The organism is Nonomuraea sp. NPDC049504, from assembly GCF_040676845.1.
GTDB classification, from domain to species: Bacteria; Actinomycetota; Actinomycetes; order Streptosporangiales; family Streptosporangiaceae; genus Nonomuraea; species Nonomuraea salmonea.
The window spans coordinates 62,183-85,259 of record NZ_JBFAPT010000036.1 but is presented as its reverse complement, the minus strand read 5'-3'; the positions used below and the strand labels follow the sequence as shown (position 1 = coordinate 85,259).

General features: G+C 71.8%; 24 protein-coding genes and 1 pseudogene. 11 read left to right on the top strand and 14 right to left on the bottom strand.

Translation table 11 applies throughout. The features are described 5' to 3' along the window. The first annotated feature begins 232 nt into the window (after positions 1-232). The gene (locus AB0K28_RS44775) at positions 233-454 is read left to right on the top strand and encodes a hypothetical protein (protein ID WP_364382825.1); all 222 of its coding nucleotides are present in this window, start codon (positions 233-235) and stop codon (positions 452-454) included. Here the strand turns inward: AB0K28_RS44775 and AB0K28_RS44770 are convergent. Continuing rightward, a complete protein-coding gene (locus tag AB0K28_RS44770; RefSeq protein WP_364382822.1) occupies positions 451-1,485 on the bottom strand; it encodes a LacI family DNA-binding transcriptional regulator in 1,035 nt (344 codons plus the stop codon). The two genes, AB0K28_RS44775 and AB0K28_RS44770, sit on opposite strands and share 4 nt — an antisense overlap. 179 nt (positions 1,486-1,664) lie before the next feature. Here AB0K28_RS44770 and AB0K28_RS44765 point away from each other — a divergent pair, with 179 nt between their 5' ends. Next, complete coding sequence (locus AB0K28_RS44765; protein ID WP_364382819.1) at positions 1,665-2,876, top strand: PP2C family protein-serine/threonine phosphatase; 1,212 nt, start codon at positions 1,665-1,667, stop codon at positions 2,874-2,876. A 42-nt stretch (positions 2,877-2,918) separates the two neighbouring features. On the opposite strand, the gene AB0K28_RS44760 is transcribed toward AB0K28_RS44765, so the two are convergent. The 5 genes and pseudogenes from AB0K28_RS44760 to AB0K28_RS44740 form a co-directional block, all read right to left on the bottom strand. Continuing rightward, positions 2,919-3,227: a MiAMP1 family antimicrobial peptide gene (locus AB0K28_RS44760; protein ID WP_345385250.1), complete on the bottom strand. Its 309-nt coding sequence runs from the start codon at positions 3,225-3,227 to the stop codon at positions 2,919-2,921. 39 nt (positions 3,228-3,266) lie between these two features. Continuing rightward, entirely contained in the window at positions 3,267-3,563 is a 297-nt protein-coding gene (locus tag AB0K28_RS44755; protein WP_364382816.1) for a DUF3040 domain-containing protein, read from the bottom strand. A 22-nt stretch (positions 3,564-3,585) separates the two neighbouring features. After that, positions 3,586-4,176, bottom strand: a pseudogene (locus AB0K28_RS44750) (cbb3-type cytochrome c oxidase subunit I); the annotation flags it as partial. A gap of 193 nt (positions 4,177-4,369) precedes the next feature. Next, complete coding sequence (locus tag AB0K28_RS44745) at positions 4,370-6,175, bottom strand: HAMP domain-containing sensor histidine kinase (RefSeq protein WP_364382813.1); 1,806 nt, start codon at positions 6,173-6,175, stop codon at positions 4,370-4,372. Further along, positions 6,165-6,878: a response regulator transcription factor gene (locus AB0K28_RS44740; RefSeq protein WP_345385253.1), complete on the bottom strand. Its 714-nt coding sequence runs from the start codon at positions 6,876-6,878 to the stop codon at positions 6,165-6,167. The genes AB0K28_RS44745 and AB0K28_RS44740 overlap by 11 nt, the downstream gene beginning before the upstream one ends. A 115-nt stretch (positions 6,879-6,993) precedes the next feature. Here AB0K28_RS44740 and AB0K28_RS44735 point away from each other — a divergent pair, with 115 nt between their 5' ends. Next, a complete protein-coding gene (locus tag AB0K28_RS44735; protein ID WP_364382810.1) occupies positions 6,994-7,587 on the top strand; it encodes a hypothetical protein in 594 nt (197 codons plus the stop codon). 76 nt (positions 7,588-7,663) lie between these two features. Here the strand turns inward: AB0K28_RS44735 and AB0K28_RS44730 are convergent, their stop codons facing one another. Beyond that, complete coding sequence (locus tag AB0K28_RS44730; RefSeq protein ID WP_364382807.1) at positions 7,664-8,158, bottom strand: nitroreductase family deazaflavin-dependent oxidoreductase; 495 nt, start codon at positions 8,156-8,158, stop codon at positions 7,664-7,666. Then, positions 8,155-8,583 (bottom strand): hypothetical protein, encoded by a 429-nt coding sequence (locus AB0K28_RS44725; RefSeq protein ID WP_364382804.1) that lies wholly within the window; start codon positions 8,581-8,583, stop codon positions 8,155-8,157. The genes AB0K28_RS44730 and AB0K28_RS44725 overlap by 4 nt, the downstream gene beginning before the upstream one ends. Before the next feature lie 107 nt (positions 8,584-8,690). Here AB0K28_RS44725 and AB0K28_RS44720 point away from each other — a divergent pair, with 107 nt between their 5' ends. Continuing rightward, positions 8,691-9,302, top strand: coding sequence for a helix-turn-helix domain-containing protein (locus AB0K28_RS44720; protein WP_345385255.1), 612 nt, complete (start codon positions 8,691-8,693; stop codon positions 9,300-9,302). A gap of 212 nt (positions 9,303-9,514) precedes the next feature. Further along, positions 9,515-9,841, top strand: coding sequence for a hypothetical protein (locus AB0K28_RS44715; RefSeq protein WP_364382800.1), 327 nt, complete (start codon positions 9,515-9,517; stop codon positions 9,839-9,841). 9 nt (positions 9,842-9,850) lie between these two features. On the opposite strand, the gene AB0K28_RS44710 is transcribed toward AB0K28_RS44715, so the two are convergent. The 3 genes from AB0K28_RS44710 to AB0K28_RS44700 all read right to left on the bottom strand — a co-directional run bounded on the left by AB0K28_RS44710 (position 9,851) and on the right by AB0K28_RS44700 (position 13,460). Then, positions 9,851-10,705 carry a universal stress protein gene (locus tag AB0K28_RS44710; RefSeq protein ID WP_364382797.1) on the bottom strand — a complete coding sequence of 285 codons (855 nt, stop codon included), beginning with the start codon at positions 10,703-10,705 and terminating at the stop codon, positions 9,851-9,853. An 81-nt stretch (positions 10,706-10,786) separates the two neighbouring features. Further along, positions 10,787-12,220, bottom strand: a complete 1,434-nt coding sequence (locus AB0K28_RS44705; protein WP_364382794.1) for a cellulase family glycosylhydrolase — start codon at positions 12,218-12,220, stop codon at positions 10,787-10,789. A 235-nt stretch (positions 12,221-12,455) separates the two neighbouring features. After that, positions 12,456-13,460: a LacI family DNA-binding transcriptional regulator gene (locus tag AB0K28_RS44700; protein ID WP_364382791.1), complete on the bottom strand. Its 1,005-nt coding sequence runs from the start codon at positions 13,458-13,460 to the stop codon at positions 12,456-12,458. Between the two features lie 142 nt (positions 13,461-13,602). On the opposite strand from AB0K28_RS44700, the gene AB0K28_RS44695 reads away from it, so the two are divergent. The 4 genes from AB0K28_RS44695 to AB0K28_RS44680 are packed head-to-tail and all read left to right on the top strand — an operon-like array spanning position 13,603 to position 17,831. Next, positions 13,603-14,940, top strand: a complete 1,338-nt coding sequence (locus AB0K28_RS44695; RefSeq protein WP_364382788.1) for an extracellular solute-binding protein — start codon at positions 13,603-13,605, stop codon at positions 14,938-14,940. A 14-nt stretch (positions 14,941-14,954) separates the two neighbouring features. Next, entirely contained in the window at positions 14,955-15,818 is an 864-nt protein-coding gene (locus AB0K28_RS44690; RefSeq protein ID WP_364382785.1) for a sugar ABC transporter permease, read from the top strand. Then, positions 15,815-16,651, top strand: a complete 837-nt coding sequence (locus tag AB0K28_RS44685) for a carbohydrate ABC transporter permease (RefSeq protein WP_364382782.1) — start codon at positions 15,815-15,817, stop codon at positions 16,649-16,651. The genes AB0K28_RS44690 and AB0K28_RS44685 overlap by 4 nt, the downstream gene beginning before the upstream one ends. 13 nt (positions 16,652-16,664) lie before the next feature. Further along, positions 16,665-17,831, top strand: a complete 1,167-nt coding sequence (locus tag AB0K28_RS44680) for an acetate kinase (RefSeq protein ID WP_364382779.1) — start codon at positions 16,665-16,667, stop codon at positions 17,829-17,831. Between the two features lie 39 nt (positions 17,832-17,870). Here AB0K28_RS44680 and pta read toward each other — a convergent pair whose 3' ends face one another. Beyond that, a complete protein-coding gene (gene pta / locus AB0K28_RS44675) occupies positions 17,871-19,997 on the bottom strand; it encodes a phosphate acetyltransferase (protein WP_364382776.1) in 2,127 nt (708 codons plus the stop codon). 94 nt (positions 19,998-20,091) lie between these two features. On the opposite strand from pta, the gene AB0K28_RS44670 reads away from it, so the two are divergent. After that, positions 20,092-20,925 carry an alpha/beta hydrolase gene (locus AB0K28_RS44670; RefSeq protein WP_364382773.1) on the top strand — a complete coding sequence of 278 codons (834 nt, stop codon included), beginning with the start codon at positions 20,092-20,094 and terminating at the stop codon, positions 20,923-20,925. A gap of 10 nt (positions 20,926-20,935) precedes the next feature. Here AB0K28_RS44670 and AB0K28_RS44665 read toward each other — a convergent pair whose 3' ends face one another. After that, positions 20,936-21,940, bottom strand: coding sequence for a LacI family DNA-binding transcriptional regulator (locus AB0K28_RS44665; RefSeq protein ID WP_364382770.1), 1,005 nt, complete (start codon positions 21,938-21,940; stop codon positions 20,936-20,938). A gap of 136 nt (positions 21,941-22,076) precedes the next feature. Further along, positions 22,077-22,421 (bottom strand): STAS domain-containing protein, encoded by a 345-nt coding sequence (locus AB0K28_RS44660; protein WP_345385268.1) that lies wholly within the window; start codon positions 22,419-22,421, stop codon positions 22,077-22,079. A 248-nt stretch (positions 22,422-22,669) separates the two neighbouring features. Between AB0K28_RS44660 and AB0K28_RS44655 the strand changes: the two genes are divergently transcribed. Next, positions 22,670-22,981 carry a helix-turn-helix domain-containing protein gene (locus AB0K28_RS44655; RefSeq protein ID WP_364382767.1) on the top strand — a complete coding sequence of 104 codons (312 nt, stop codon included), beginning with the start codon at positions 22,670-22,672 and terminating at the stop codon, positions 22,979-22,981. Positions 22,982-23,077: the final 96 nt, after the last annotated feature.

The following is a 23,077-nucleotide window of genomic DNA, read 5'->3' as shown; positions in this document are numbered from 1 at the left end:
TGAGGAGCATATAGCATCCTCCGAACGAGGACACGTTCTCGATTTGGCGTGGCCTGGTGGACCACGCGTCACAGTTCGAACCCGATCCGTTCTTCCTGGTGACCCATCGAGGCCCAGGGCAGCACGCAATGGGACATCCGCATCAAAGAAGAGGTCGACGGTTCCGAGGAGATAGTACGGCGGCTGAACGACCTGACCGGAGGCAGTGAGCATGGAGCCTACTCGAGATGAGATGCGGACTGCACTCATAGACCTGATCGAAGGACGTCGGTCCCGTGAGGAGGTCGCATCCTGGGCGGCGTGCACGATGCTGGCGTTGGAGGATGCACAGTTCAGCGACGAAATCGTTTGGGATTTCTTGATGGCCATGACCGGAGCAGATATCAGAACCGCTCCGGAAGCATATCTTTATGACGATGATGATTTTCGATCGTGGCTTGCTGAGCTTGTTTAGGGCCTTTCCTGCCTAGGTGTGCCGCTCGCACGGCGGCGTCGCAGGGTGGAGCCTTCGATCAGGTCGCAGGGCAAGAGCTCCTGAGGGGTGGTGCCGGTTTCTAGCACCTTGGTCAGGAGTTCGACGGCTTTGCGGCCCATTTCGCGGCGGGGGATGCGGAAGCCGGTGAAGTCGGTGTCCGTGTGGACGGGGCGGGTGGCTGAGCCGAGGGTGATCACGGATAGGTCGTCGGGGATGGCGAGGTCTCCTTCGGCCGCTGCTTGGAGGAACGATACGGCGTCGGCCTGTTCTTCGAAGAAAGCGGCGGTGGCCCCGGTGGCGCGTACGGCGCCCAAGAGGTCAGGGTGATCCGGGGGCAGGCGAGAGAATGTGACGCCCAGGTCGGTGGTCGCCTGGACGAAGCCGGTGAAGCGGTCGGCGGTCGATTCGGCGCCCTCGCCCGTGCCGACGTAGACCAATCTGCGGTGGCCGAGGTGGGCGGCCCTTTGCACCAGGGCGCGGGTGGCCGCCGGGTAGTCGGCGCCGACGTACGGCACCGGCCCGCCCGCGTCGTCGCGGCGGCCGACGGACACGAACGGGATCTGGTCGGCGATGAGCCTGGCCAGGTCATCGCTGTCGACCGTCCGCCCGAGCAGCACGCACCCGTCGGCGAGCCGGACCCGGCTGTCCTCATGGAAGATGCGCCGCCGGCCGGAGACCCGGGCGCTGGTGAAGAGCAGCAGGTCGCAGCCGGCCTCCTCGGCGCGCTCCTCGATGCCGACGAGGAACGGATGGTAGAAGTCGGCGCTGGTGGCGGGGAAGACCGCCTCGTAGGTGAAGACGCCGAGGATGCGGTTGCGTCCTTCGGCGAGCCGGCGGGCGGCGGGGTCGGCGATGTAGCCGGTCTTCCTGATCACCCGCAGCACCCGCTCGCGGGTCTCGGGCGAGATGCGCACCCCGTTGCCCGCGCGGTTGTTGAGCACCAGTGACACGGTGGTCTGGCTCACGCCCGCCATGCGGGCGATGTCCTGCTGGGTCAGGCGGCGGGCCACGGTCGTACTCCTCGGGTCATGCCGATGAGCGCCGAGTCTGGGACCTCACTGATCACCACGTCAAGAGGTGATATCCCAGTAATAATCCGTATTAGCGGATTTCCGGCAGGCGAGCCGATCCCTTGTGGGTGCTCATCCCGTGGGCGGGGAAGGACGGTGTACAGATCAAGGAGGCATGCATGGCGCAGGTGTCGCTCCCCCTGGCGGAGGTCCTCACGGCGGCGGAGAACGCCGCTCCCGTCGAGTCGATCGCCGTGGTGGCCGCGGACCTGCGTGAGCGGTTCATGGCGTCGAGCGTGTCGTTCCTCTTCCTCGACCTGGTGGGCCGGCAGGTGGTGCGCATCACCGAGACCACCACCGCGCGCCGCGGCCGCGGCGCCGAGCACATCCCTCTCGCGGGCAGCCCGTACGAGGAGGCGCTGCGCACCCAGCGGCCGACGCTGATCCCTGGAGACGACGCGTACCAGGTGATCGCGCCCGTCACCAACCGCGGCGACGCCATCGGCCTGCTGGAGCTGACCCTGCCCGAGGCAGGGCCCGAGGTCCTGGAGCAGGTCAGCCAGGCCGCCCACGCGCTGGCCTACATCGTCGTCACCGACCGCCGCTTCACCGACCTCTACCTCTGGGGCCAGCGCACCAGGGCGGTCAACCTGGCCGCGGAGATCCAGCAGCAGCTCCTGCCGTCCTCCCCCACCTGCGAGGCGGCGCAGTTCGTGCTGGCGGCCGTGCTGGTGCCGGCTGACAGCGTGGGCGGCGACAGCTACGACTACACGCTCGACCACGACACGCTGCACCTGTCGATCACCGACGCCATGGGCCACGAGGTGGACTCGGCGCTCATGGCCACGCTGGTCGTCAGCGCGTCCCGCAAGGCGCGCCGCGCCTCCCTCGGCCTGGCCGAGCAGGCCCGCCACACGCACGAGGCCCTGCTGGAGCACATGCCGGGCGCGCTGACCACCGGCCAGATGCTGCGGCTGTCGCTGGACGGCGGCCGGCTGCAGCTGGTCAACGCCGGCCATCCGTGGCCGCTGCTGCTGCGCGACGGCGAGGTGGAGGAGGTGACGCTGGAGATCGACCCGCCGTTCGGCTTCCCCTTTCCCGTCGAGCATCGCGTTCAGGACCTCGCGCTGCGTCCAGGCGACCGCCTGGTGCTGCACACCGACGGCATGCAGGAAGGCGCGGCGGAGAAGCTGGACCTGTCCGCGCTCATCCGCGCCACGGCCGGCGACCATCCGCGCGACGTGGTGCGGACGCTGGCCGCCACGGTGTCCGACCTCTGCGGCGGGCATCTGCAGGACGACGCGAGCGTCATGTGCCTCGACTGGCACGGCTCTGACGACCTGACCCGGCACACGCACGCCGGCGCCGACGTCCGTCCGGAACGCCGATGAGCCCGGCCGGAGCAGGCCGGGCTCATCGCGGGGAGCAGGACGTCAGCAGACGATGAAGATGCTCTTCCAGCCCACCGGGGTGCGCTGCTCGGCGTTCCTGTTGGAGGCGAGCGTGAAGTGGGCGACGCCCTGGGCGTTGGGCTGGTTGTACATGCGGCCGCTCTGGCCGTCGCCGTACCACTTGTACGAGCCGTGGTAGGGGATGTTGGACACGCCGCACCGGTCGATGACGACGCTCCTGCCGGTGAACCCGGGGCCCTCGTAGGCGACGTACTGGGAGGCGTAGGCGGCGCCCGCGCCGCCCACGACGAGGGCGGCGGTGAACGCGGAGGTGATGATGAACTTCCTCATGGAAACCCTTCCTTTCGATTACCGAAAGTAAGAGTAAGACTACTTTCCGTGTTCACCCAAGGGGTTTTCCACCTGTGACACGGGCGGCAGCTGCGGCCCGGCGGGCGGAGGCGCGGCATGCCCGACGAGGATCACCACGAACACCATGACCGTGGTCAGCACGGCGACCGCGGCCAGCAGGCCCGCGATCTCCCTGCGGCTGTCGCGCGCGCCGAAGTCCTTGCGGTGGGTGGCGGCGCTGAGCGCGTCGATGCGGCGGGCGTAGGCGGGGTCGCTCCTGCGCAGGTCGAGCTCGATCTCGGCGAGGATCCGGCGTTCCCGGTCCGACAGGTGCATCGCTCATCACCGCCCTGCGGGGTCAGTCGTCTTCGGCGGGGCCGCGCTCGCGGCCGGAGGTGTGGGGGTGGTGCAGGTCGAACGCCGGCCGCTCGGAACGGATGGGCGGCAGGCGGACGAAGTTGTGCCGGGGCGGCGGGCAGGAGGTGGCCCATTCGAGAGAGTTGCCGAAGCCCCACGGATCATCCACAGAGACTTTCATGCCCTTTCGGGCGGTATGCCAGACGTTGTAGAGGAAGGGCAATGTGGAGGCGCCGAGCAGGAACGCGCCGAGCGACGAGACCATGTGCAGGTCGGTGAAGCCGTCGGCGACGCTGTAGTCGGCGTACCGTCGCGGCATGCCCGCCACCCCCAGCCAGTGCTGGACGAGGAACGTGGCGTGGAAGCCGACGAACAGCGTCCAGAAGTGCCACTTGCCGAGCCGGTCGTCCAGCATGCGGCCGGTCATCTTGGGCCACCAGAAGTAGAAGCCGGCGAACATCGCGAACACGACGGTGCCGAAGACGACGTAGTGGAAGTGCGCGACCACGAAGTACGTGTCGGTGACGTGGAAGTCGAGCGGCGGCGAGCCGAGGATCACCCCGGCCAGCGCGAAGAACAGGAACGAGGCGATCAGATACAGGTAACCGATGACCTTGTGGTCGGTGGTCGACAGCCAGGCCGCGATCACCGCGCCCGTGCGCCGTACCTTGACCGGGGCCAGCGGCGAAGTCAGCGGCTCGCCGCCGGGCTTCACGCTCGTCACATCGCTCTCCGTCGTCGCGTCGGGGGGTTCGCCAGGACGGCAGGCCGTACGGAGGGCGCCCCTACCCCTGCTCTTCGCCGCAAACCCCGGCGGGCAGGCGAATCGTGAAGATCGAGCCCCGGCCCGGCGTGCTGGTGGCGGAGAGCGTGCCGCCGTGGGCCTCGACGAGCTTGCGGGCGATGGGCAGGCCGAGTCCGCTGCCGCCGGTGCGGCGGTTGCGCGACTTCTCGACCCGCCAGAAGCGCTCGAAGACCAGGGGCAGGTCCGCGGGGGCGATGCCGGTGCCGGTGTCGGCGACGTCGATGAGGAGGTGGTCGCCGTCGCGGCGGGCGTGCAGGGTGACGGCGCCGCCGTGCGGGGTGTGGCGGACGGCGTTGGACACCAGGTTGCCCGCGGCCTGGCGGAGCCGTACGGGGTCGGCGAAGGCGCGCAGGCCACCGTCCGCGCGGGTGCGCAGCGTGACGCCCGCCTGCTCCGCGCCCGCCCGGTGCGCGGTCGCGACCTGGGCCAGCAGGTCGGCCACCTCGACCGGCTCGCGGCGCAGCCGCAGCTCGCCCGCCTCGGCCATGGCGAGGTCCTGCAGGTCGTCGATGATGTGCTGGAGCAGCAGGGCCTCCTCCAGCAGCGAGGAGATCAACTCCCTGTCGGGGGCGACGACGCCGTCCTCCGTCGCCTCCAGCCAGCCCCTGATCGTGCTGAGCGGGGTGCGCAGCTCGTGGGCGACGTCGCTGACCATGGCCTTGCGCAGGTGTTCGAGCTGCTCGCGGCGCTCGGCCATGGCGTTGAACGCGGCCGCGAGGTGGGCGATCTCGTCCCGTCCCTTGACCTCGACGCGCGGCGCCCCGCCCTGCTCCGTGCGGCGGACGGCCTCGGTCAGCTCGCGCAGCGGCCGGCTCAGCCTGGTGCCGGCGACCACGGTGGCGGTCACCGTGAACAGCAGCACCAGCGCGGCCACGCCGGCGATGCGGGCCTGGTTGGCGGGCGACAGGTCGAACCCGGTGGACACGCCGCCGCCGCGGCTGCTGATGAACAGCAGGGCGGGCGGGGCGACGTACGGGCCGAGCTGCTCGCGGCGGGCGGCGGCGAGACAGGTGGAGACGGTGCCGCCGGTGCTCGCCGTCGTGCGCGGCGCGCCGGGCGCGACGGGGGCGGGCTCGCGGGTCCAGGTGAAGTCCGGGTTGACGCGCACGGCGGGCTCGCCCTTGCGTTTCAGGCAGGTGCCGGTGACTTTCTCCAGCGCCGCGAGCGCCCGGCGTTCGGTGGTCGTCGGCTGCTCCAGGACGGGGCTGGGGCACCGGGTCTCGGGGTACGGCTGCGCGCCGCCGGTGGTGAGCGCCGGGCGTCCGTTGGGGCTCTCGGTGACCTGGGCGTCCACGCCGAACGTCCGCCGCAGGCACAGGGCGCGCCGCTGGGCCGTCGCGCGCAGGTCGTCCCGCTCCTTGCGGGTCAGCCGGTACGGCCCCACGGCGCGCGGGTCGATGTGGCCCGGCGTCGCGTCCGCCGACAGCGGGTCGACGACCGCGGAAGGGCGGCTGGGCAGGGCGGCGGTGCGCGGCTCGGCGTCCGAGTCCAGGAGCGGGGTGCGCTGCTCGGTGGTGAGCGTGATGCGGCGGCCGGTGTCGGCGGCCAGCCGGCGCACGAGGTCGCCGGCGTCGTCCCAGTCGTGGTGTGTGGCGGCGTAGCCGAGCAGGGTGTCGTAGACGCGGGCGTCGTCGGCGAGCGCCCGGCCCTGCTCCTGCCGGATCGCCACGGTGGTGCTGCGCGCGGTCAGCCAGGCGGTCGCCGCGATCGAGCCGATCGAGACCAGGACGGACACGGCGAGCAGCCGTACCAGCAGGCTGCGGCGCAGCGGCACCTCACGACGCATCGCACGGGTCCATGGCGGGTTCCGCGGCCAGCTTGTAGCCGACGCCGTAGACGGTGAGCAGGCGTACGGGGCGGCGCCGGGCCGGCTCGATCTTCCTGCGCAGGTTCATCACGTGGACGTCCACGGTCCTGGAGGTGATGTAACGGTCGAAGCCGTGCAGGTGGCTGAGGATCTGCTCGCGGGTGAACACCTGGCCCGGGTGGGCGGCCAGCAGTTCCAGCACCTGGAACTCGCCGGGGGTGCAGTCGACGCGGGCGCCGTCCACGGTGACCTCGTGCCTGGCGGGGTCCACCACGAGCGCTCCGGCCCGCAGCACGGGGGTGCGGTCCTGCCCGGTGCGGGCCGCTCGCCGCAGCAGCGTGCGGACGCGGGCGACCAGCTCGCGCGGGCTGTAGGGCTTGGTCATGTAGTCGTCGGCGCCGAGGTCGAGGCCGAGCAGCAGGTCGTCCTCGGTGGCGCGGGCGGTCAGCATGAGGACCGGGACGTCCGACTCGGCGCGCAGGATGCGGCACACGTCCAGGCCGTCCACCTTGGGCATCATCACGTCGAGCACGAGCAGGTCGGGGGTGCGCGTACGGGCTTCGTCCAGCGCGGCGCGGCCGTCGTGCACGGTGGCGACGGCGTGGCCCTCCCGTTCGAGATAGCGGCGGATCAGCTCCGCCTGCTTCACGTCATCCTCGGCCACCAGGACGTATGCACCCATAGTGGGCGATCGTAGGCGGGCCGGCGGGCTGCCTCCCCACCGGATCCCGGTTCCTCATCCGAGCGCTAAAGGTTCCTGACAAGTTCCTGACATCCGGGAACCATCCTGCTGCGGCATGAGAACCTTCCGTGATCGCCGCGACGCGGCGGCGCTCGCCGTCGCCGCGCTCTCCTGCGGCCTCCTGACCGCCTGCGGCGCCGCCTCGGCCGCCACCGGCCCGGCGAACGCCCCCTCCCCCGCCCCGGCTCCCGCGACCGCCGAGGCGAGTGCCGCCCCCGCCCCTGCCGCCTCCCCGAAGGAGCGGCGGCCGCAGCTCCGCCTGGACAGCACCGCCGCCGAGATCCGCAAATATCGCCTCGCCTACGCCGCCTGCCTCAAGGAGCACGGCATGCCGAGCAAGGGCCCGTGGAACGACCGGGCGGAGCGGGCCGCGCGGCAGGCGTGCAAGAGCAAGGAGCCGCTGCTGCCGCCCGAACTCAGCCCCAGGACGAACCCGCACTACGCCAAGAGCGTCAGGAAGGAGGTCGCCTGCCTGAAGGCGCACGGCTTCGACGTGCACCTGACCCCTGCCCCTGGCTCCGACCCGAACGCGATCGGCTGGCGGTACGGCAGCGTCCCCGGCGACGACGTGGACATCGAGAAGATCCAGAACGACTGCCGCGTGAAGGCGTTCGGCGGCGGCCGTAACCTCGCCCCCGCCCCCATGTGACCTTCGGGCCCCCGCCCCTCAGGGGCGGGGGCAACCGGCCGCCGGCTCGAAGCGGCGACGGTGAACCCGGGGCCGCTCACGAGCGGGGGCGGATGCGGAAGACGGGGTGGCGCTCCTCGATGCGGCGGAAGGCCGCGATCGGCGCCCTCGGGCCCAGGCCGACGTGGGGCCGGGCGCCGGGGGCGACGGCGACGTACCGGCGCAGGATCTCGGCGCGTTGCCCGACCGGCACCTCGCGCAGGACGACCGGCTGCTCGCGGCCCCTGCGGCGCAGCACGGCCACGCCCCCGGCGGCCCGCACGTTGCGCACCCAGCTCGCCTCGGGCCCGAGCATCGAGACGAGGAACTCCCCGCCGCCGTGGCGGGCGACCGCGACGGGGACGGACGTGACGGCCCCGCTGCGCCGCCCCGCCACCTTCAGCACGGCGGCCTGGCGCGGCGACAACCACCCGGCCCCGTACGCGAGGGCGTCCAGCCTGTTCACGAGCCGCATGAACGCGTTGGGCCGACCGCCCCGGTACATCGCCCGCTTGAGCGCCCCGGCCGCCCGCGCCAGACGGGCACCCGTCATCGCGCCCTTCTCCACGAGGCGACCGCGGCGGCCCCCGGCACGCACGGCAGCACCAGCAGCCAGCCGAGCAGCGGCGCCAGGCCGACGTCGCCCGAGGTGTCCTTGATGGTCAGCGCGGCGACCGCGATGAGGATCGCGCTCACCAGCAGCCCGCCGGCCAGCCAGGGCGCCCACCGCTTGCCGGCGCGGACCGCCCAGACCGTGCCCAGCCAGCCCGCCAGCCCCAGGAGGCCGACGGCGCTGAGGATGATCAGGTACGCGCTGACGGCGGCGTCGATCTCGCCGGGCGCGTAGGAGGGGTAGCCGGCGCTGACGTGGCCGGCGAGCACGGCCCTGTCCGCGAACGGGAACAGGGCGGCGCCGGTGGTGAGCGCCGCGCCGGTGTACAGCAGCACCGGGACGGCCCGGTTGCCTGGCGTGGTCATGAGGTGACCCCTTTCAGAAAGTGACTGTCTGGAGAGAGTGACTGTAGGCAGAGGTCGTCGAGACAGTCAATTCCTTGAGACAGTGACTTGCTGATACGGTGGTCGCCATGAGCGGGCTTCGCGAGCGCTGGCGGCTCAAGGCCATGCGCGCCATCCAGGAACGTGCCCTCGACCTGTTCGACGAGCGTGGTTTCGCCGCCGTCACCATCGAGGAGGTCGCCGCTGCCGCCGAGGTCTCGCCGTCGTCGGTCTACCGGATCTTCGGCACGAAGGAGGGCATCGTGGTCACCGACATCGAGTTCGACGCGATGAGCCCCGAGGCGCTCGCCGGGATCTTCGACCCGGCCGACCCGGTCGGCAGCCTGGTGCAGGCCGTGCGCGCGTACGAGGCCCCACAGGGAGACGGACCGCCGGGCGACGGCCCGCAGGCCGGCAAGGGCCCGTGGCGGCGGGTGCGCTACTTCTTCGCCGAGCCGTCCGTCCGCATGGCCGTCTGCGCCACCCTCGACCGGGCCGGGCAGCGCCTCACCCCGGTCATCGCCGAGCGAGGCGGGGTCAACGAGACGCAGGCCAGGGTGATCGCCAACGCCCTCGCGTTCGGCTACTTCGCCGCGCTGGAGCAGTGGTACCTCGACGGCGGCGAGCGCCCCATCGCCGCGTACGTCGAGGACGGCCTGCGCCCCCTGCGCGGCGTACTCGACACTTCTTCACATCAGTGAGAAAAGCCGCGAACCATGTCGCTCCGGCGCGGCAACAGTAGACGGCCACGACCTTCCTGATCGCCTTCCAGCGGCGCGGCGACCACGACCGCGCCCGCCCCGACGCCGCCCCCTGGCTGTTCGGCATCGCCTCCAACGTCATCGGCCGCCACCGGCGCACCGAGACGAGCCTCTACCGGGCCTACGTCCGCACCGGCGTGCACCCCGCCGAGGTGTCGGGAGCGCTCGTCGAGGACAGCGTCGGAACCCTGGCCGTCAACCGGCCGCCGGCGCGCGCCCTGCTGAAGCTGAGGCTGATGCGCGGCATCGAGGCCCCGGCCGCCCGCCGGTGGGCCTTCGGCGGTTCCAGGCCGCTCTTCACCGCGCCGCGACTGCTCGCGGCGGCCGGCGTCGCGCCGGCCGTGGCAGCTCAGCGGCCGGCGTCGCGCCGGCCGTGGCAGCTCGGCGCCTGGCTGGCCGAGGCGGGCTCCCCCGTCCAGCCCTGCACGCTCGTCGACGACCCCGCGCCGCTCGACGAGGACGGCCCCTCGGCCGGCTGAACGCCGGGGTCAGGAGCGGACGACGGCGACCGGGCAGGACGCGTGGTGCAGCACGCTCCTGCTGACCGAGCCGAGCAGCGCCGAGCCGAGGGCGCCGCGGCCCTGTGAGCCGACGACCAGCAGGTCCGCCTGCCGGGACGCGGCGACGAGCGCGTCCACCGGATGCGCGCTGCGCACGTCCTCGACGACCGTCACCTGCGGGTGGGCGTCCTTGAGCCGCTTCAACCGGTCCCGCACGACCTGGTGCTGCGCGGTACGCACCTCATCCAGGTCGTACGTGGCCTCGGGGGCGAGGAGGTGCCCGGGCAGCTGCCAGGCGTGGACGGCTCTGAGCGTGGCGCCGCGCAGGGCGGCCTGCTCGAAGGCGTAGGCGAGGCCGGGCTCGCACTCCGGCGAGTCGTCCACCCCGGCGACGACCTCGCCGTGCTCCCGCTGATCCCGCGCGCGTACCACGACGACGGGGCAGCGGACGTGCCCGGCGAGGCCGTCGCTGACCGAGCCGAGCAGCGCGCCGGAGAACCCGCCGAGGCCGCGGCTGCCGACGACCAGGGCGGCCGCGTCCTCGGCCGCGTCCTCGGCTGCGTCGCGCAGGACAGCGGTTGGCCTGCCCTCCGCCGCCCGCGTGTCCACCTCGACGGACGGCCGGCGCTCGCGGGCCAGGGCCGCCGCCTCCTCCAGCACCCGCCGTCCCTCGCGCAGCACCGTCTCGGACAGCGCCTTGCCGGGGCGGGCGCCGACGAGGTACCACGAGGTGTCGGCCGCGTGCACGAGCCGCAGCGGTGAGCCCCTGCGGGAGGCGTCGTCCGCGGCCCATTCGACGGCCGCGCGGGAGGCGACCGAGCCGTCCACACCAACGATGATCATTCGTCCTCCTTCGGTCCCCTCCCATCGCACCTCAATAACGCCCGGGATGACAGGACCCAACGGCCCGCAGTCGAAGGCCGATCAGAAGTCGTCGGGGGTGCGGATGCGGTCGCGGATCCAGACGCCGGCTTCCTTGAGCCTGCTCGTCCCGGCGAACGGGCCGTTCGGGCAGGTGCCGGTGGTGAAGACCGCGCCCGTACGGAAGTCGTCGGAGAAGTTCCAGTTCACCCAGCTGATCTTCTTCTGGGCCAGCAGGTCGAGGTACTGCTGGGACCTGGAGAAGTTGTTCGCCCCGTCGCCGGAGGCGCTCTGCGTGCCGAACTCCGTCACGAAGACGGGCAGGCGGTCGGCGGCGCGGGACAGGGTGTTCAGGTAGTCGGTGCCGTGCGTGGCCGCGTAGAAGTGGAACGTGTACATGATGTTGGACGCGTTCACCGGGTTGCTGACGATCTCGCTCTCGTTCGCGCCTGCGGAGACGCCGAGCGACGACCACGCGCGGGTGCCGACCAGGATCGGGGCGTCCGGGTCCTGCTGTCTGATCACCGGGATGAGCTGGTGGGCGTAGTCACGGATGACGTTCCAGGTGACGGCGTCGCCGTTCGGCTCGTTCGCGATCTCGTAGAGCACGTTCTTCTTGCCGTTGTGGCGCTGGGCGATCTCCGTGAAGAACGTCTTCGCGCGGCCCAGGTTGTACATGGGGTCGCCGGGGTCGAGCATGTGCCAGTCGACGATCGCGTACATGCCGCGGGCCGTGGCCGCCTCGATCAGTGCATGCACCCGGTCGGTGAACAGGCGGGGGTTGGTCTCGTACCCGTCCTCCTGGATGTACATCGAGATGCGCAGCACGTCGGCCTTCCAGTCGCCGGCCAGCGCGTCGAGCGAGGCGTCGTTGAGGCACTGCGGGTACCACTGGATGCCGTGGCTGCTCATGCCGCGCAGCTGGATCTGCTTGCCGTGCTCGTTGCAGAGCTTGATGCCGCACACGTGCAGCTGGCCGTTGGCCTGGACCGGGGTGCCGCCGCCTCCCCCGCCCGTGGGCGCGCCGTACACCTCCAGCTCCCACAGCGAGTACCCCCAGGGGGTGCCGCGTTGCGTGCCGTAGACGCGGACGTAGCGGCCGGTGCCGCTGACCGTGAGGTCGTCGGTTCCGCCGTCGCCCGTCGTGGTGGCGTAGACGTCGCTCCAGCTGGATCCGTCGGGCGAGGTCTGGATCCGGTACGCGGTGGCGTGGGCGGTCTCCCAGACCAGGCGTACCCGGGAGACGGTGTGCGCCTGACCGAGATCGACCCGGATCCACTGGGGGTCCGCGCCCTCGGCGCTGGCCCACCGCGTGCCGGTGCTGCCGTCCACCGCCTTGCCCGGCTCCAGGCCGGTGGCCTCGACGGAGGAGGCCGTCGCGGTCTTGCCCTGCGACACCAGGGGATCGGCCGCCGTCGCCGCGCCCGACGGCGCTGAGAGCGGCAGCGTCAGCGCGGCCAGGACCGCGACGATGCCCGCACGTGCGCTTCTCCTCACGAACGACTCCGTTCAGGTTAGGAAAGTTTCTTAACTTGCGGCGCAGCATAAGTTGACACCCTCCCTCACACAAGGCCCAAATCCCAGAAAACCCCCTGAGCTGGGGGTTCGAGCGAGCGAGGGCAGGCGTTCCGAGGAGGAGGCGGGTTCGTGGGGGCGCCCAAGGACGCGGACGGACGCGGACGGGCGCGGACGGGCGCGGACGGGCGCGGACGGGCGCGGGGCGCGGGTTTCGTCAGGTCGTGCGGCCGAGGGTGCTTTCGCGGGGCATGAGGCGGTAGTCGGCTTTCACCTCGCGCGGTGGGCGGTCGGGGCCGTCCATGCGGAGCCGCAGAAGGTCCACTGCCACGCGGGCGAGCTGGGCTTTGTCGGGGGCGACCGTGGTCAGGGTGGGGGTGCTGAAGCGGCCGTCCTCGATGTCGTCGAGGCCGGCGACCGCGATGTCCTCGGGGACGCGCAGCCCCGAGGACAGGATCGTGCGCATGGCGCCGAGGGCCAGCAGGTCGTTGAAGCAGAAGACGGCGTCAGGCGGGGCAGGCGAGTCGAGCAGCCGGGCCATGGCGGCGGCGCCCTCGGCGCGGTGGTAGCGCTCGACCTCGGCGGTCAGCTCGGGCAGCCCGTGCGCGGCGAGCGCCTGGCGGTAGCCGGCCAGCCGCAGCGGCGAGGTGCCGCTGATCGAGTATTGCTGCACGCCCAAGGCGGCGACCCGGCGGCGGCCGAGCCCGATGAGGTGCTCGGTGACGTCGCGGGCCGCGCGTACGTTGTCGATGGCCACGTGGTCGGCGGGCCCGTCGTAGATGCGCTCGCCGAGCAGGACGAGCGAGGTGGCGTCGGTGCGGGCGGCCAGCTCGTCGGCGCCGATGGAGATGGGGCTGAGCAGCAGCCCGTCCACCCGGTGGTCCCTGACGCCGTCGAGGATCGCGCGCTCGCGTTCGAGGCTGCCGTCGGTCTGCTCGATGACGACCAGCCAGCGGTGCTCGGCGGCGGCCCTGATGACGAACCTGGACAGCTCGGCGAAGTAGGGCGCGTCGAGCTCGGGCAGCGCGAGCGCGATCACCCCCGTACGGCCCCGGCGCAGGTTGCGGGCCGACAGGTTGGGCTGGTAGCCGAGCTGCGCCAGCGCCTGCTCCACCTTGGCGCGGGTGGCCGCGGAGACGTGGGCGTAGCCGTTGACGACGTTGGAGACGGTCTTGACCGACACCCCGGCCAGTTGCGCCACATCACGCAGCCGCACGCCCATGGCCGTGCCCCTCTCCTTCGCCGGACACGATGGTAACGCCCCGGTCTCGGCCCCGTACCGGCGCTTTCTCCTGGTTTACAACGTTGGAACAGCGTTGTACAACCGCCGAAGAGTCGTCCGATTCGCGGCAAAGGAGTACGCCATGAGTCATCCACCGTCCCGCCGGACGTTCCTCGGCCTCGCCGGAGCGGCCGGACTGACCGCGCTCACCGCCTGCGGCGGCGGCACCCGGCTGGGCGCGGGCTCGGACGCCCCGGCCACCGCCGCGCCGACGTTCACCGGCGGCGACTACACCGGCCCCAAGGTCACCCTGGAGTACTGGAACGGCTTCACCGGCGGCGACGGCCCCCACATGCGGGCCATGCTCGACGCGTTCAACCAGCAGTTCGCCGGCCGCATCGAGGTGCGCAACGTCACCCGCCGCTGGGAGGACCTCTATCCCGCCATGCCCACCGCCATCAGCGCGGGCAAGGGCCCCGACGTGGCGGTGATCCACAACGACTGGATCGGCACGTTCGCCGTCAGGAAGGTGCTCATCCCGATCGACGACGTCGTGGGCGCGCTGGGGCTCACCGAGGGCGACTTCATCCCGGCCGTGTGGCAGGCGGGCCTGTACGGCGGCAAGCGCTACAGCGTCCCCCTCGACGTGCACTGCCTGGGCGACTACTACAACACCGCGCACCTGGAGAGGATCGGGCTCAAGGAGGCGCCGACCGAGCGGGCCGCGTACGAGGACGCGCTCACCGAGCTGAAGAAGGCCGGGACGAGCACCCCGTTCTGGATGCCCAGCAAGTGGCCGGCGCACCTGATGTTCATGAGCCTGCTGTGGCAGTTCGGCGGCGAGCTCTACGACGCGGACGGCACGAAGGCGCTGTGGGGCTCCGAGCCGGGCGTGCAGGCCCTGAGCTGGATGGTGGAGCAGATCGACAAGGGCTTCAGCCCCGCCAAGGTCGCCCTCGACAGCCAGTACGCCGCCTTCAAGAACGACAAGGTGAGCCTCACCTGGGACGGCATCTGGCAGATCAACGACCTCAAGACCAACGCGCCTTCGCTGAAGTGGGGCCTCGCTCCCATCCCGAACATCGGCGGCACCCCGGCCGTCTGGAGCGCCTCGCACAACTTCGTGCTCACCTCCCAGGCCGGCCGCGACCCGAACAAGGTGCAGGCCGCCAAGGTCTTCATCGACACGCTGAGCCGCCAGTCCACCGAGTGGGCCAAGGCCGGCATGATCCCCGCCCGCAACTCCGCCAGGCAGGCCCCCGAGGTCGCCGGGCTGCCGCAGGTGGGGCTGGCGCGCGACCTCACCGCCTTCCACTTCCTGCCCGCCCTGGCGGGCGTCGGCGACGTGCAGAGCAAGGCACTGGAGCTGGCCGTGGCCAAGGCCGTGCTGAAGCAGAGCGGCCCGGCCGAGGCGCTGAAGGAGGGCGTGGCGACGGCCGACCAGCTGCTGGCCGACAACAAGCGGAAGTACGCCCAGTGAGCCACGCCCGGCGGATGCGGTGGTGGACGCCGTACGCGTTCCTGGCGCCGTACCTGGTGCTGTTCGCGGTGTTCATGGTGCTGCCCATCGGGTTCGGCCTGTGGACGTCGCTGCACGAGTGGGACATCAACCTGCCGGCCAAGCCGTTCGTCGGCCTGGCGCACTACGCCGAGCTGTTCGACCCGGCGAGCGTGGACGGCGGCCGGTTCTGGACGGCGATGCGGGCCACCGGCATCTTCACGGGGGCCTCGGTACCGCTCCTCATCGTGCTGCCGCTGCTGGTGGCGCTGCTGATGAACGGCCGCTTCAAGGGCCGCACGGTCTACCGGGCCGTCTACTTCGCCCCGTACGTGCTCGGCGTCGCCGTGGTCGGCCTGCTCTGGCGTTTCCTGCTGGACGGCAACATCGGCCTGGTCAACCGTTACCTGGGCCTCGAGGTGCAGTGGACCACGGACGTGCCGCCGGCGTGGATCGCGCTGGTCGGCGTGACCGTGTGGTGGACGCTGGGACTCAACGCGGTCATCTTCCTGGCCGGGCTGCAGGACATCCCGCGCGAGCTGCACGAGGCCGCCATGGTGGACGGGGCCGGCCCCTGGCGGCGGCTGCTCGCGGTGACGCTGCCGGGGCTGCGGCCCGTCATGGTGTTCGTGGTGAACGCGACGATCCTGGCCTCGGCGAACATGTTCGGGCAGGCGTACCTCATCACCTCGGGCGCGCCCGCCGACCAGACGAAGACCGCCATCTACCTCATCGCCGAAACCGGCCTGCGCCAGTTCGACATGGGAACGGCCTCAGCGATGAGCTTCATCCTCGCGGCCTTCCTCATGGTGGCCAGCGGGCTGGTGTTCGGCGCGTTCAGGAACAGGCGGGCGCGATGAACAGGGACCTGCGCAAGCTCAGGCGGACGCTGCTGCACCTGGTGCTGGCGGTGATCGCCGCGCTCTACCTCAGCCCGCTGCTCTACATGCTGGTCACCTCGTTCAAGACGCGGGAGGCCGCGCAGTCCACCACGCCGCAGTGGATCCCCGACCCGTTCACGCTCGACGCCTACCGCGAGGTGCTGACCAGCACCGACAGCCCCGTGCTGACCTGGTTCCTGAACAGCCTGCTCGCCGCCACCGGGCACGCCGCGCTGGTGCTGGTGACGGCGGCTCCTGCGGCGTACGCGCTGGCGCGGCTGCGCTTCCGCCTGCGCACGCCGATCTTCTCCGTGGTGGTGGCCACGCTGTTCGTGCCGCCCGTGGTGCTGCTGATCCCCAACTTCCTCATCGTGAACGAGCTGGCCTGGGTGGACAGCCTGCCCGCCGTCATCGTGCCGGGCGCGGCCGGCGCGTTCGGGGTGTTCTTCCTGCGGCAGTTCTTCCTCACGCTGCCGGGCGAGCTGGAGGAGGCGGCCGAGCTGGACGGCTGCAACCGGTGGCAGATCTTCACCTCGATCGCGCTGCCGCTGTCGCGGCCCGCCCTGGCCACGCTGTTCCTGCTGTCGTTCCTGACCAACTGGAACGACTTCCTGTGGCCGATCTACGTGCTGCTCAGCCCCGAGTCGCTGACGCTGCCCGCCGGGCTGGGCAACTTCCAGGGCGCCAACAGCATCAGGTACGACCTGCTGATGACCGGCGCGGTGATCGCCAGCGTGCCTGTGCTGGTGCTGTACTTCGTGGCGCAGCGGTGGGTGATCGAGGGCATCTCGCGGTCGGGGCTGAAGGGGTGAGAGGCTCGTGGGCATGTCCGAACCCGTTCTCGTCCTCAACACCGGCTCATCGTCCATCAAGTACGAGCTGATCGACCCGCGCACCCGTGCCCGCTCGGCGCGGGGGCTGGTCGAGCGCATCGGGCAGGAGCGGGGGCGGCTGACGCACCGCGCCGGCGACGGGCCTCCCTACGTGCGTGAGCAGCCCTTTCCCGACCACGGCGAAGGGCTGGCGGCGGTGCTGGCCGCGTTCTCCTCGGCCGGGCCTGAGCTGGATCCCGTCGCGGTCGGGCATCGGGTGGTGCACGGCGGCACCCGGTTCGGCGATGCCGTGCTGGTCGACGACGAGGTGATCGCGGCCATCGAGGAGCTGGCGCCGCTCGCGCCGCTGCACAACCCGGTCAACCTGACCGGGATCCGGCTCGCCCAGAAGGTGTTCCCCGAGGTGCCGCAGGTGGCGGTGTTCGACACGGCGTTCCACCGGACGTTGCCGCCTGAGGCGTACACGTACGCGGTGCCGCGGGAGTGGGGCGTGCGGCGCTTCGGCTTCCACGGCACTTCCTGCGCGTACGTCTCCCGCCGCGCCGCCGCCCTGCTCGGCCGCGACGATCCGAACCTCATCGTGCTGCACCTCGGCAACGGCGCCGGCGCCACGGCCGTCGAGGGCGGGCGCAGCGTCGACACCTCCATGGGCCTGACCCCGCTGGAGGGCCTGGTGATGGGCACCCGCTCGGGCGACGTGGACCCCGCCCTGGCCGGTTATCTCGCCCGCGCGGAGGGGCTGGACGCCGAGCAGGTGGAGCACGCCCTCAGCCACCGCGGCGGCCTGCTCGCCCTCGCCGGGTCCAGCGACATGCGCGAGGTACGCGCCAGGTCCGGCGACGACGACGCCCGCCTGGCCCTCGCCGTCTACACCCGCCGCATCCGCAAGTACGTCGGCGCCTACTACGCGCTCCTCGGCCGGGTGGACGCCGTCGTCTTCACCGGCGGCGTCGGCGAGAACGACCCCGCTACCCGCGCCGAATCCCTGACCGGCCTCGCCCGCCTCGGCATCACCCTGGACCCGGCCCGCAACGAGGCCGCCTCCCACGAGGAACGCGCCGTCTCACCCGACGGAGCCGAGGTCGCGGTACTGGTCATCCCGACGGACGAGGAAGGCGAGATCGCCCACCAGACCCTGGCCCTGGTGACCGCCTCATGATGCGAAGGCCCAGGAGCCGAGGTCGGCGTGACCGGCGACTCATGAGCGGGCCGCTGCCTTCTGTGGTGCCTGGTTCTGGGGAGTGGGGTCGTCCTCGGCCTGGGCTGCCGTGACCGCGACCGTCGTGACGATGTCGGCGACCGTGGCGCCGCGCGACAGGTCGTTGACCGGCTTGCGCAGCCCCTGCAGCACCGGGCCCACCGCGACCGCGCCCGCGCTGCGCTGCACCGCCTTGTAGAGGTTGTTGCCGGTGTTGAGGTCGGGCACGACGAAGACGGTGGCGCGACCGGCGACCGTGCTGCCGGGCATCTTGGCCAGCGCCACCGCGGGGTCCACGGCGGCGTCGTACTGGATCGGGCCCTCCACCTCCAGGTCGGGGCGCCGCTCGCGGACCAGCTCGGTGGCGGCGCGCACCTTGTCCACGTCGGCGCCGGCGCCGGAGACGCCGGTCGAGTACGACAGCATGGCGATCCGCGGATCGACCCCGAACATCGCCGCCGTGCCCGCCGAGGAGATCGCGATGTCGGCGAGCTGCTCGGCGGTCGGGTCGGGGTTGACCGCGCAGTCGCCGTAGACCAGCACCCGGTCGGCCAGGCACATGAAGAACACGCTCGACACCAGCCCGAGGCGGAGGATCTCGAACGCCGGCCTGATGGTGTGGGCGGTGGTGTGCGCGGCGCCCGACACCATGCCGTCGGCCATGCCGGTGTGCACCATCAGCGTGCCGAAGTAGGACACGTCGGTGACGGTGTCGCGGGCCAGCTCGACGGTCATGCCGCGGTGGGCGCGCACGGCGGCGTACTCGCGGGCGAAGCGCTCGCGCAGCTCCGCGTCGAACGGGCTGAGCACGCGGGCCGCGTCGAGGTCGAGCCCGAGCTGGGCGGCCTGCGTACGGATGCGTTCGGCGTCACCGAGCAGGGTCAGGTCGGCCACGCCGCGCCGCAGCAGGATGTCGGCGGCGCGCAGGATGCGCGGCTCCTCCCCTTCCGGCAGCACGATGTGCCGGCGGCGGGCGCGGGCCCGGTCGAGCAGCTCGTACTCGAACATGAGCGGCGTGACGACGTCGGTCTTGGCGATGTCGAGCCGCTCCAGCAGCAGCCGGCCGTCCACGTGCGCGGCGAACAGCCGCAGCGCGGTGTCGATCTTCCCGGTGGCCTCGGGGGTGAAGCGGCCCTCCACCGCCGACAGCCGGGTCGCGGTGTCGAAGGTGTCGTGGTCGGTGGCGATCACCGGCAGCGGGACCGCCATGTCGTGCAGCAGCCGGTCGACCGGCGCGGGCAGGTCGGTGCCGCCGGTGAGCACCACCGCCGACAGCGCGGGGAAGCTGGGCGCGGTGTGCGCGGCGACGAGGCCGGGCAGCAGCGCGGCGGCCCGGTCGGACGGGATGATCACGGCGACGCCCTCGGTGCAGCGCAGCAGGATGTTGGGCAGCGACATGGCGCCCACCATGAGCGCGCTGGCCTCGCGGCCCAGGCCGTCGCGCTCGCCGAGGAAGAACCGGCCGTCGCAGGCGTCCATCAGGTCGGCCACGGTCGGCGCGCGCAGCGACGGCTCCTCGGGCAGCAGGAACACCGGCGTGGGGTGGTCCGGCACGAGCCCCTCCGCCGCCGTCGGCGGGGCGGGCGAAGGCGCTCCCGCCGGTGCGAGCGCGCCCGGCTCGGCGCGGGTGACCACGACGGCCAGCTCGCGCGCGTGGTGGTGGGCGAGCTCCCTGGACGACAGCTCGACGGCGGCCGAGACCTGCGCGGCCGTACGGCCTCTGCCGCTCACCACGTTGATCACCGGCGTGCCGAGGTCGGCGGCCAGCCGGGCGTTGAACCCGAACTCCGTCGGCGCCCCCACGTCGGTGTAGTCGGTGCCGATCACCACGATCGCGTCGCACTGCCCGGCGAGCGCGCGGTAGCGGGCCACGATGTCGCCGGCCGCGCGGTCGGCGTCGGCGTGCACCTCGTCGTAGGTGACGCCGGCGCACGCCTCGTACGGGATCGCGAGCTGGAACCTGCTGCGCACGGTCGCGATCAGACCGTCCTCGCGGCCCGCCCGCACCACCGGCCTGAACACCCCCACGGCGCCCACCTGCCGCGACAGCAGCTCGACCAGGCCCAGGGCGACGGTCCCCTTGTTGCTCTCCGCCTCGCCCGCCGCGACGTACACCGAACGTGTCATGGTCCCGAGGTTAGCGGCGGCGCGTCCGAGGTAGCTGGCAAGGACTCCCCCACTGCGTACGACACTGCAGAGGACGAGGTCAGGGGGACGGACGATGAACGGCACGACCATCCGGACCACGGTCCTGGCGGCGCTGGCCGCGACCGTGCTCCAGCCTGCGGAGGCGCGGGCGAGCTCTCCCGCGCCTTGCCCGTCCCAGGCCGGACCCAAGCCGACCGTCGTCCTCGTGCACGGCGCGTGGGCCGACACCTCAAGCTGGAGCGGCGAGGTGGACGCGCTGCGCAAGGCCGGACATGTCGCCCGCGCGATCGCCAACCCGCTGCGCGGCCTGGACGGCGACGCCGCCACCGTCGCGGACTTCCTGAAGACCGTGCGCGGCCCCATCGTGCTGGTGGGCCACTCCTACGGCGGCTCGGTCATCACGAACGCCGCCGCGTCGGCGCCGAACGTCAAGGCCCTCGTGTACGTGGACGCCGCCATGCCCGACGTCGGCGAGACGACCGCGCAGCTCAGCGGGGCGGGCTCCGCGCTCGGCGCCGCTCCGGAGTCGCTCTACGACATGGCGGCCTACCCGGGCGCGCCCCAGGGAGCCCAGGACCTGTATCTGAAGCAGGACGTGTTCGTCCGCTCGTTCGCCTCCGACCTGCCCAAGGACGTCGCGACGCGGCTGTGGGCCACCCAGCGGGCCGCCTCGACGAACGCCTTCCAGACCCCGTCGAAGGCGGCGGCGTGGAAGAAGATCCCGTCCTGGTACTTCGTGAGCGCCGGCGACAAGATCATCACCCCGCAGTCGCAGCAGGCCATGGCCGAGCGGGCCAAGTCGAAGGTGACCACGTTCTCCGGCGGCTCGCACCTGACCCTCATCTCCCACCCGGAGGCGGTCGCCACGGTGATCGGCGCGGCGGCCTGCTCGGTCAAGGGCGGCTGAACGAGAGGGGTCAGGCGGCCCGGCTGGAGTCGCGAACGATCAGTTCGGTGGCGAGTTCGAGGTGGCGGGAGTCGATGCGCTCGCCGGCCGCCAGCCGCAGGGCCGTGCGCAGCGCGACGGCGCCCATCTCGCGCAGCGGCTGGCGTACGGTGGTCAGCGCCGGGGCGTGCATGGCGGCGATCTGCGTGTCGTCGAAGCCGACCACGCTCAGGTCTTCGGGGATGCGCAGCCCCCTGCCCCTGGCGACCTGGATGGCGCCGAGCGCGCTCTCGTCGCTGGCGGCGAACACGGCGGTCGGCGGCTCGGGCAGGTCGAGCAGCGCGGCGCCCTCGCGCAGCCCGTCGGCGTAGCAGAAGCCGGCCGTGCGCACGTAGTCGGGCGGCACGGGCACGCCCGCTGCCTCCATGGCGGCACGGTAGCCGTGCATGCGGGCCTGGTTGGACGCGGCGCCCGCGGGCCCGCCGAGGTAGGCGATGCGGCGGTGGCCGAGGGAGAGCAGGTGCTGGGTGGCGGACATGCCCCCGGCGAAGTTGGTCGGGCCGACGCTGGTGACGGGGCTGGCGGGCACGTTCATGGGGTCGATCACGATGACCGGCAGTCCGGCGCGCAGCAGCACGTCGAGCTGGGCGGGACTGGGCTCGGCGACGAGGGTGATGACGGCGTGCCGGCCGGCATCGACCAGGCCGCGGGCCCAGGACAGGCCGTCGGCCATGTGGTCGGTGCTGGTCACGACGAGCGCCGCGCCGGACGCGGCCGCCTCCTGCATGGCCCCCATGACGATCTCGGCGGAGTACGCGCACAACGCGCCTTCGAGCTGCAGCTCCACCGTGGCGCCCCGCCGGGCGCGGGCCTGGCGCGGCACGTAGCCGTGCTCGGCCAGCAGCCGCCGCACCATGGCGCGGGTGGCCGGGGCGACGTCACCGCGGTCGTTGAGCACCTTCGACACCGTCGCCACGGACACACCTGCCGCGGCGGCGACGGTGGCCAGGGTGGCCGGTCTGGTCGTGCTCGTCATCGTCGTCTCCTCTTCCGCGGTGCCCGTGTGCGCGGGTCCCTCGATACCGCGGCCTTCACCGTAACGGTGTAAGCGTCACCGGCGCATCCGCGTTAGGCGGACGACCATGGAGCGGCCGGAAGAAGGGCGACGATGATCAGTTGGCCGCCCCAGAGGCCCAGGGTTGCGCGGTCAGCCGGCCGGCCTGCGCGGCGGATACGGCGTCGGCGGCGCCGGCGTGGATGTCGAGCACGTCCCACAGGCCGGTGATCTGCAGCAACCGGGCCGGGATGCCGCGCACGCCCGCGAGGTGGAAGGTGGAGCCCGTCTCGGCGCAGGCGGCGTGCAGGCGCTCGATGACGCGCAGGCCGTTGCTGTCCATGAACGTCAGCAGGGTCAGGTCGAGCACCACCGGTCTGCCCGAGAGCATCCGGCGGCGCACATAGGTCTCTAGCCGGGCGGCGTTGGTGATGTCCACCTCGCCACTCGCGCTGATCAGCACGCCGTCATCCAATGTGTGCCATCCCAAGGTCAGGGGCGATGCGGCGGACTTCAGACCGCCGCCAGACAGGCAAGCGATGTGTACGTGCATGACTTCCTCAGGGACATCGACGGGGGCTGGTTCGCTTCCTCTTCTCTGAAGTATATTGCCCGAAATACAATACCGGAAGCATCATTCGTGTGATCATGAGTGGAGGCTCTCGGTCGCACCGCGCCAGGAGCGGCTCACACCGGCAGAAGGGAAGCTTCTTGAACACGTCCAACCGCCAGTGGACCTTCCTGACCCATCACGCCCGCGTGCTGCTGGAGATCGCCCGCGATCCCCAGGCCCGGGTACGCGACATCGCGACCGGGATCGGCATCACCGAGCGCACCGTGCAGGGCATCGTCTCCGACCTGCACCAGTCCGGATACGTCACCATCGAGCGCGTGGGCCGGCGCAACCAGTACAAGCTCAACCTCGATGCGCACTTCCGCTACCCGACGGAGGCCGGCCTGCCGGTGCGCGTGCTCATCGACATGTTCACCCAGCACGACCTGCCGGACCCGGGCGCGAACTGACGCCGATTCCTGCTCGGCCTCGGTCCGGTCGAGACGGCCGGCTCCTTCCGGCGCGACTTCGACCTGCTGCCGGTGATGACCTTCGTCCACATAATG

What these genes read in the sequence shown, in the direction of transcription:
- AB0K28_RS44735 (WP_364382810.1), top strand. Translation starts at nt 6,994, where the DNA reads ATGAGAACCTTCCGTGATCGCCGCGACGCGGCGGCGCTCGCCGTCGCC.
- AB0K28_RS44730 (WP_364382807.1), bottom strand. Translation starts at nt 8,158, where the DNA reads ATGACGGGTGCCCGTCTGGCGCGGGCGGCCGGGGCGCTCAAGCGGGCG.
- pta (WP_364382776.1), bottom strand. Translation starts at nt 19,997, where the DNA reads ATGACACGTTCGGTGTACGTCGCGGCGGGCGAGGCGGAGAGCAACAAG.
- AB0K28_RS44700 (WP_364382791.1), bottom strand. Translation starts at nt 13,460, where the DNA reads ATGGGCGTGCGGCTGCGTGATGTGGCGCAACTGGCCGGGGTGTCGGTC.
- AB0K28_RS44725 (WP_364382804.1), bottom strand. Translation starts at nt 8,583, where the DNA reads ATGACCACGCCAGGCAACCGGGCCGTCCCGGTGCTGCTGTACACCGGC.
- AB0K28_RS44775 (WP_364382825.1), top strand. Translation starts at nt 233, where the DNA reads ATGCGGACTGCACTCATAGACCTGATCGAAGGACGTCGGTCCCGTGAG.
- AB0K28_RS44710 (WP_364382797.1), bottom strand. Translation starts at nt 10,705, where the DNA reads ATGATCATCGTTGGTGTGGACGGCTCGGTCGCCTCCCGCGCGGCCGTC.
- AB0K28_RS44680 (WP_364382779.1), top strand. Translation starts at nt 16,665, where the DNA reads ATGTCCGAACCCGTTCTCGTCCTCAACACCGGCTCATCGTCCATCAAG.
- AB0K28_RS44755 (WP_364382816.1), bottom strand. Translation starts at nt 3,563, where the DNA reads ATGCACCTGTCGGACCGGGAACGCCGGATCCTCGCCGAGATCGAGCTC.
- AB0K28_RS44745 (WP_364382813.1), bottom strand. Translation starts at nt 6,175, where the DNA reads ATGCGTCGTGAGGTGCCGCTGCGCCGCAGCCTGCTGGTACGGCTGCTC.
- AB0K28_RS44765 (WP_364382819.1), top strand. Translation starts at nt 1,665, where the DNA reads ATGGCGCAGGTGTCGCTCCCCCTGGCGGAGGTCCTCACGGCGGCGGAG.
- AB0K28_RS44695 (WP_364382788.1), top strand. Translation starts at nt 13,603, where the DNA reads ATGAGTCATCCACCGTCCCGCCGGACGTTCCTCGGCCTCGCCGGAGCG.
- AB0K28_RS44685 (WP_364382782.1), top strand. Translation starts at nt 15,815, where the DNA reads ATGAACAGGGACCTGCGCAAGCTCAGGCGGACGCTGCTGCACCTGGTG.
- AB0K28_RS44690 (WP_364382785.1), top strand. Translation starts at nt 14,955, where the DNA reads ATGCGGTGGTGGACGCCGTACGCGTTCCTGGCGCCGTACCTGGTGCTG.
- AB0K28_RS44720 (WP_345385255.1), top strand. Translation starts at nt 8,691, where the DNA reads ATGAGCGGGCTTCGCGAGCGCTGGCGGCTCAAGGCCATGCGCGCCATC.
- AB0K28_RS44670 (WP_364382773.1), top strand. Translation starts at nt 20,092, where the DNA reads ATGAACGGCACGACCATCCGGACCACGGTCCTGGCGGCGCTGGCCGCG.
- AB0K28_RS44760 (WP_345385250.1), bottom strand. Translation starts at nt 3,227, where the DNA reads ATGAGGAAGTTCATCATCACCTCCGCGTTCACCGCCGCCCTCGTCGTG.
- AB0K28_RS44665 (WP_364382770.1), bottom strand. Translation starts at nt 21,940, where the DNA reads ATGACGAGCACGACCAGACCGGCCACCCTGGCCACCGTCGCCGCCGCG.
- AB0K28_RS44740 (WP_345385253.1), bottom strand. Translation starts at nt 6,878, where the DNA reads ATGGGTGCATACGTCCTGGTGGCCGAGGATGACGTGAAGCAGGCGGAG.